At 66.4% G+C, this 7,129-nt stretch carries 6 protein-coding genes and 1 pseudogene; 3 read left to right on the top strand and 4 right to left on the bottom strand.

Translation table 11 applies throughout. From position 1 onward, the window contains the following. Window positions 1-72: 72 nt before the first annotated feature. From L3X40_RS20340 to traA, 4 genes are read right to left on the bottom strand one after another with little or no spacing between them, the layout of a single operon-like run. Window positions 73-786, bottom strand: coding sequence for a DUF6118 family protein (locus L3X40_RS20340; RefSeq protein ID WP_237367214.1), 714 nt, complete (start codon window positions 784-786; stop codon window positions 73-75). Continuing rightward, entirely contained in the window at window positions 783-1,217 is a 435-nt protein-coding gene (locus L3X40_RS20335; protein ID WP_237367213.1) for a putative toxin-antitoxin system toxin component, PIN family, read from the bottom strand. The genes L3X40_RS20340 and L3X40_RS20335 overlap by 4 nt, the downstream gene beginning before the upstream one ends. A 3-nt stretch (window positions 1,218-1,220) precedes the next feature. Next, window positions 1,221-1,466, bottom strand: coding sequence for a ribbon-helix-helix domain-containing protein (locus tag L3X40_RS20330; RefSeq protein ID WP_237367212.1), 246 nt, complete (start codon window positions 1,464-1,466; stop codon window positions 1,221-1,223). Window positions 1,467-1,526: 60 nt separating this feature from the next. Next, the gene (gene traA, locus L3X40_RS20325) at window positions 1,527-4,652 is read right to left on the bottom strand and encodes a Ti-type conjugative transfer relaxase TraA (protein ID WP_237367211.1); all 3,126 of its coding nucleotides are present in this window, start codon (window positions 4,650-4,652) and stop codon (window positions 1,527-1,529) included. Between the two features lie 173 nt (window positions 4,653-4,825). Between traA and L3X40_RS20320 the strand changes: the two genes are divergently transcribed. From L3X40_RS20320 to L3X40_RS20310, 3 genes and pseudogenes are all read left to right on the top strand, one after another. Then, window positions 4,826-5,131 carry a conjugal transfer protein TraD gene (locus L3X40_RS20320; protein ID WP_237367210.1) on the top strand — a complete coding sequence of 102 codons (306 nt, stop codon included), beginning with the start codon at window positions 4,826-4,828 and terminating at the stop codon, window positions 5,129-5,131. A gap of 37 nt (window positions 5,132-5,168) precedes the next feature. Further along, on the top strand, window positions 5,169-5,396 hold the full coding sequence (locus tag L3X40_RS20315) for a conjugal transfer protein TraD (RefSeq protein ID WP_237367209.1): 228 nt from the start codon (window positions 5,169-5,171) through the stop codon (window positions 5,394-5,396). A gap of 311 nt (window positions 5,397-5,707) precedes the next feature. Continuing rightward, window positions 5,708-6,664: pseudogene (locus L3X40_RS20310) on the top strand (type IV secretory system conjugative DNA transfer family protein); the annotation flags it as partial. Window positions 6,665-7,129 lie beyond the last annotated feature (465 nt).

Below are 7,129 nucleotides of genomic sequence, written 5' to 3'. Positions count from 1 at the left end.
GCCTGCCGACCTAGCATTGTTCATCTCCTCAAAGAGGCGTGAATCAATGAGGTGGATTACAGTTCCGGGTGACTAGCCTGCCGGCTTGACCTCGATCGTGCAGCGCACCGGATTTTTCGCCTTCCTGGCCTGCTCGCGGCACGCCTGCACCGCCTCGCGGTTGCCATCGGCGAGCGGCGAGGCCGCGACGATCAATCCCCAGCTCTCTGGCGCGGCCGTCTGCATCAGGCGTTGCCCCGCATCCCATGCCGACGTTTCGCCAAGCGCCCGTGTCGCCATGCTTTCGGGCCAATGCCAGCTCGCCGGCATCATCCGCGCGATCGGGCCGGCAAGCGCCGCATAGAGCAACAGCCCCAGCACCAGGCCGACGCCCCCGGCGATATACAGCCAACGGTTCTGCTCATCGCCCCGGCGCGCGGACGCGACGATGTTTTGCAGGTCGTGCGCCGCGCTTCGCAGCACCGTATCGGTCGCCTGCACCTGGGCGCGCAGCTCGCGGGTCGCCTCGGCGACGGAAGCGTTTAAACGGCCCCCCATATTCTCCGGGGTGAGCGTCATGGCGGGGCTTTTCCGCACCCCGCCTATCTGCTGCACCAATATTTCCAGCACCTTTTCGGTGCGCTCAAGCGTCGGCTCATAATCGGGAACGTCGATGGACTCGCGCGCCGTGGTCAGCGCCTCGACTGCATGGCGCAGCAACGACACCTCGCCGCGCAACCGCTCGAACGCCAGCGCCGGGTCGTCGCCGTTTGCCGGTTCCTCGCGATACTCTTCCTGGTCGCTCATGTCCGCTTATCCTTGGGCAACTGCCCGAACATCACCAGAAAGTCCCGCACGGCGATGATGCGCGCGCCCTCGTAACGGACCATCGACAGCAGATCCCGCTTGTCGCCGGTCACAAGATGATCGGCCGTGCCTGCGACGATCATTGCCAACAGAAAATTATCATAAGGATCGGCGCAGGCCGTCACGTGCGGAAGGTCCGCCACCATCACAGCCACGTCGCGCAGCTCGTTGACAAGCCGCCCCGCCAGCGCGGGCGAAAGCCGCTCGCGGATTTTGGGATAGCGCGTCACCCGCGCCAGCTCGTCCAGTTGCTCTTGAGAGGTCAGCAGCTCAAACCGCCCCTCCCGCCAGAGCGTGACGATCTGCGCGGGCGGCGATCTGCCCGAAAGCAGCGCGCTTATGAGAACATTGGTGTCGACAACGACGCGCACGGGTCAGCCTGCGGGCTGACGTGCGGCGGCCACCGCCTCCCCTATCAGCGCGTCCAGCTCGTCGGGGGCCATATCCTCGAACTTGCTCCGCGCCTCGGTGATGGTCTGATCGAGAACACGCCATTTGACCGCTTCCTCGATGAAGCGGGAAAGATCGCCTTTCTTCATGCCGCGCTGTGCGAGGAAGCTACGCACCGCAATGTCGGTGTTTTTCGATACCGAAACGGTCCAGCGGGTCATATCGTTCATGGTTCGACTCTCTGATTAAACACATACCATCTTAGCATGATAGGCGTTTATCGCAAAACATCAGCGACTAAGGCCCCGATCACGGCCAATCCCCAAATCCTGCGTCAATTGCCGGCCAAGATCGCCACCGCCCATGTCGCGGCTGCGGTTCATGGCCGTATCAAGCCCCAGCTCGCGGGTGCGGCCGCGCAGGATCGATTCCACCTGGGGATCGCGCTCAAGGCTTTTCGCCATGCCCGCCATTTCCTTGCCCGCCTTCTCGCGGCCCACCATGTCGCCGGCGCGATAGAGGCGGTCACGATCCTGGCGAAGCTCCTGCCAGCGTTCCACGAACCGATCGGCGCGCAAGGCAGGATCGGCCCGCACCCGCGCCTCCTGCGCCATCGCCTCGACCATCGGGCCGCTGCGCCCCGCCGCCGCCTCGCGCAATAGGGCAGGGTCGCGCCGCATCGCCGACGCCATATCGCGCGAGGCTCCCGGCCTGATTTGGTCCAGCGCCTCGGTCGCGCGCTCGAGCGCGACTTTCTGATGTTCCAGCACCGGCCCGCCCGATGCGCGCGCCTGCAACACCGCCTCGGCCGAACGCGAAGCCCGCTCGACCGCGCGCGTAAAGGCGCGGTCCTCGCCGCGATCGGCACGCGCAGGCGGTCGCTCCGCACCCTTCGCCGGCTCGGCCGATAGCTTCAACCCGTCGAACATGCCGCGCTTGGGCTTCTCGCCCTGGCCGCGCTCGCTCCCCGGCGCTGGGCGCTCGGGCGCGGGCCGGAAGCCGTCGAACATCCCCCGCCGCGGTTGCCGCTCGGCCGCGGCCTTCGCCGCGGCGTCGCCGCGGTCGCCACCACCACCAGGCGCGCGCGAATGGTCGCCTGCAGGGCGCATGGTTCCCGCGCGAGGCGCGAGGATCTCCACACCCTGACGCTCGGGCGCTTCGCTCAAGCGGATCTCGCCCGACAATCCGCGCCGATCGGCGAACGCCCGCGCCTCCGTCTCCCGATCGCGCGGATAATCCGACGCCATATCCTTCGCCCGCTCGCGCGACAGCGTGCGGGTGAGCTGGCGCTGATCGGCGAAATCGTCGCGGCCGTAATGGAGCTGCACCCCGTCGCGATGCCGCGACAACGCCACATAGGCCGCATGGCGGTCCATGCCGGGGGTCGCCAGCACATGCGCCTGATCGACCGTCACGCCCTGCGATTTGTGGATGGTGGCGGCATAGCCATGATCGACATGGGCGTAATCCTTCAGGTCGAACGCGACCGATCGGCCATCGTCCAGCTTCACCGCCATGCTGTCGGGCGACACGCGCTCGATCTTCCCCAGCGTGCCGTTCTTCACCCCAAGGCCGCGCTCGTTCTTGAGGAACATGATGCGGTCGCCGGTCGCGAACTCGCGCGCGCCCCGCTCGGCCGACACGCGCACATCGTCCCCCAGCTCGCCGGCGTCGCGCATCCGGTCGCGCGCGGCCAGGTTCAGGTCGCGCACCTCGGCATTGGTATGGGTGAGGATGATCCGGGTCTGATCCGGATCGGCGACGCGCTGCGCGTCCCAGCGGTCCACAAGGTCGCTGCGCGCCTGCTCGCGCGTCTCGGCCGCGTAGACCATGCCATGTGCCTCATAGGCATGGATCGCCTCGCCGGTGCGGCCCGTCGCCAGCGCCCGCGTCGCGTCCTTCTGCCAGTCCTCATGCTGCCGGCGAACCTCGCTGATCTCGGCCGCGCCATGCCGCTCGGCAAGGCTGCGGAACGCCGCGCCGGCCTCGATCGCCTGTAGCTGCTCGGCGTCGCCGACCAGAACGACCTTCGCCCCTGCCCTCTCGGCCTCGGACAGCACGCGCTCCATCTGGCGCGTGCCGATCATCCCGGCCTCGTCAATCACCAACACGTCGCGCGGGCCTAGCAGCTCGCGGCCCTGCTCCCATTGATATTCTAGGCTGGCGATCGTGCGCGAGGCGATGCCGGAACCGCCCTCAAGCCCCTCGGCCGCGATCCCCGACAAGGCCGCGCCGCGCACCTGGTAGCCGGCGCTCTCCCACGCCTCGCGCGCGACCCCCAGCATCGCCGACTTGCCGGTGCCGGCATAGCCCACGACTATGGAAAGATCGCCCTTGCCGACTATATGCTCCAAAGCGGCCTGCTGCTCACCCCCCAGCACCAGGCCCATACTCCCGGCAGCGTCCAGCTCCCGCGATAATGACGCTGCCGGGAGACCATGCCTCTCCCTTCCGCCAAGCCGATCGGCGGCACGCTCAAGCCGCTGCTCCGTCTCGATCATGCCGCGCGAAGTGAACCGATCCTCACCGCGCCCGTCCTTCCCCAGCGCCACCAGCTCGGGCGAGGACCGCACCGCGCTCATCACCTGGTCGAACTGATCCTTGCCGTCACTGTGCCGGAACGCGAACTGCGCCAGGTCGCGCCGCGTGAACGTCGCCTGTTGCCGGGTAATGGCGTCCAATGCGATTTCGGGATTGGCGATGATCTTCGCGCCATTCTCGCGCGCGATCCGGGCATGGTCCTCGACCCGCTCGGCTTCAAGCCCCTGGTCGGGCATACGCGACGCCGCCGGCCCGATCTTGTGCTGCGGCTCTAGGTCGATGCCCTGCGCCGCCAATGTCCGATGGTCGATCCGCGCATCAATATCCAGCTCGGCCAGGCGCTCGTTGACATGCTCGGCCCATGCCTCGCGCCACCCTTCCAGAAGCTGCGTGCGGTTCCACTCGCGCGCCTTCTGGCCGAAGCCGTCCGGCCCTACCTCGCGCATCGACAACATGACATGCGCGTGCGGCTTGGGCTGGCCGTCCTTGCCCATGTCCCAATGCACATTCAGGTCCGCGACCATGCCGCGTTCCACGAACTGCTTTTCGACAAACTCGCGCGCGAGCTGAATACCCTGTTCCTGGTTCAGCTCGCGCGGAATCGAGAACTCGACCTCGCGGGCAAGCTGCGCGTCCTTGCGCTTCTCGCCGGCCTCAACCTCGTTCCACAAGGTCGCGCGATCGTTCAGACGCTCCGGCGCCCCTTCGGGAGCCAAGATTTCCGAATGGACGACGCCCGCCTTGTTCGAGAAATCTTGGGTACGCCCGAGCCGGTCGTCGTGCAGCCGTTCGGCCGCACGATAGGCCGCGCTCGCAACGGCGCTCGACCCGTTCGCGCGGCTGATGACCTTAGCCGAGAAATGGTAGATCGCCATGACAGCTCCCTTACTACCTTTCTGAGCACACGTCGGCAACGACGTATAAACGCGCACTCACACTCTCTGCCGTTCGCATGACTGACTTGGCCGCATTTAATGATGGAGACGCTACCCTCTCGCGCCGATCGTGCTAGTCTGCCGCTACGGTTCACGGGCACAAGGGAGATGATATGCGCAAGGTTAGGGACTATGATGCGGAACTGAAAGCGCTCGGCGACAAGGCCAAGGCATTGAAGGCCCGCAAGGTGCAACAGCTCGGCGAACTCGTCACCTCAACCGGGGGCGATGCTCTCGAACTCGACGTGCTGGCGGGCGCGCTGCTCGCCGCGATCGAAACGACCGATGAAAGCGCAAAGGAGGCGTGGCGCTCGAAAGGCGCGGCCTTCTTTCAGCGGCGCGGGCGCAAGACTACGCTCCGCCCTCGCTATGACGGCGAAGGCGGAAACCAAACTGGCGCAGGCGAGGAACAGGATTGAAGCCGCCGCGCGCCGCACCGATACGAGGGGATGGGTTGTGGCCCGACGCGAACGCACCCGCCACCTCATAGAGCTGGGTGGACTCGTCCAGAAAGCCGGCCTTGTTGATCTCGCCGACGACGATCGCGCTACCCTCTACGGCGCGATGCTCGATTGTGCGGCGCGCGTGAGGGGTGACGATGCCGGCACCGTTCTGGCGCTTTGGAAGCGGCGCGGCAAACGCGCGTTCGACGCGGAAGCGGAAGGGAGTGCCGTCGATGAATGAACATTCCATCGCGGATGAAGGACGCGCGCGCCGTCAACAGGCGGTCGATTTCGGGCGGACCAATATCGAGCTGTCGGGATTCTCCCTCTCGCCGGAAATGGAGGCGCTGAACGCCGGCTTCGTTTCCGGGGAATTGTCCGAAAGCGACTATATCGCCGCGTCGCTGGACCATGCCAACACCCTGCCCCCGGCGAGCCGGTGCAGGAATATTTCACCAGCCTCGAAGAACTCGAAGCTGCAAGGGCGGCCCGCGCTCGGCCGTGATCTGCGCCGAACATCTGGAAAAACGATGATGGGAGGATATCCTGATGCTGGAATGGTTCCGCCAGCTCGGCCGCGCGCTGCGCAACCTGGCGCGCATCGCGCGCGCCAACCCGATATGGGCGGTCCAGTCGCTGGCGCTGAGTCCAGTCGCGCTTATCCGCCATCTGTTCGGCGTGGTGATCCTGTTCCTCGTCGTCGCCCTGGTGCTGAGCCTCGGCGCGGAGGCCGCACTGTGGTTTCTCGGCGTCCCCAAAGACTCGTTCGTGCGCCAGCTCGTCATGGTGCCGGTCGGCATCGTCATTCTGCTGGTGCCGCTGCGCGCGCTCGTCCAACCCCTGATCCTGCGCTATGGCGGCCCTGACGGCGATGACACCCACGGCTCGGCCCGCTTCGCTACCGACCGCGAGACAAGGCCCCTCGCCGTTGTCTGCATCGATCCCAAGGGCGAGAATGCCCGCATCGCCGCGCACCAGCGCGGACGCTTCGGGCCGGTCCATGTCCTCGATCCCTTCGGCATCACCGGGCTTCACCCGGCCGCGTTCAACCCGCTCGACCGGATCGACCCAGCCGGCCTCGATGTCGCCGACGACTGCATGACGCTGGCCGACGCGCTGGTCCACGACGCCCACAACGAACAGACCGAAGCCCATTGGAACGAGGAAGCCAAGGCGCTGATCGCCGGCCTGCTCATGCACATCGTTGCACGCGAGCCGGACGCCACCCGCACGCTCGCCACGCTGCGCGACCATCTGACGCTCGCCCCGGCTGCGTTCGCGGCCCTGCTCGAAACGATGCAAGGCTGCGGTGGCCTCGTCGCCCGCGCCGCCAATCGCCACCTCGGCAAATCCGATCGCGAGGCGGCGGGCGTGCTGTCATCGGCGCAGCGCCACACCCATTTCCTCGATTCCCCGCGCATGACCACGACGCTCGGCCGATCGGATTTCCGCTTCGCCGACTTGAAGGAACGGCCGGCGAGCATCTTCCTCGTCCTGCCGCCCGATCGTCGCCGACAAGCTGGCCTATTACGCCGATCGCGAGTTCGCCGGCCTCGCAATCGAGATCAGATTGACCGGCCTTCCCGAAGGCGCAGACAGAACCCACCACCCTAAGAGCGTTTAAACGGCTCGACAGGATCTAGGTGCCCGGCAAATCGGCCGTCTGGGAAGCTCGTAGAGCGCCGTGGACGTCGACCCTCGGGCGCCCCCCCCCCGCCTGATGCCCGAAAAGGGGCTGGGCGGGCCGGAAATCGCGCCTGTGGGGACGTTTCCGCTTCCCCTGCCCCTCGTTTGGATCGCCGCCCTATCCGCTTGGCTTTTCTGGAAAGCCATTTTGGACGGTTGGTCTTGGTGGTTAGCTGGATGGTTGGGCGGAACGGTGGAGCTGGGTGCCAATCTGAATGACTGACCGGCTGATGCCGGTAGGATCAAGTGGAGGGGCTGAAGCCGTTTCTGTGGGAATGCCGGTCCAGG

Source organism: Rhizorhapis sp. SPR117 (genome assembly GCF_021742065.1).
The sequence above is the reverse complement of the archived record's forward strand: the minus strand, read 5'-3'. Positions and strand labels throughout refer to the sequence as shown.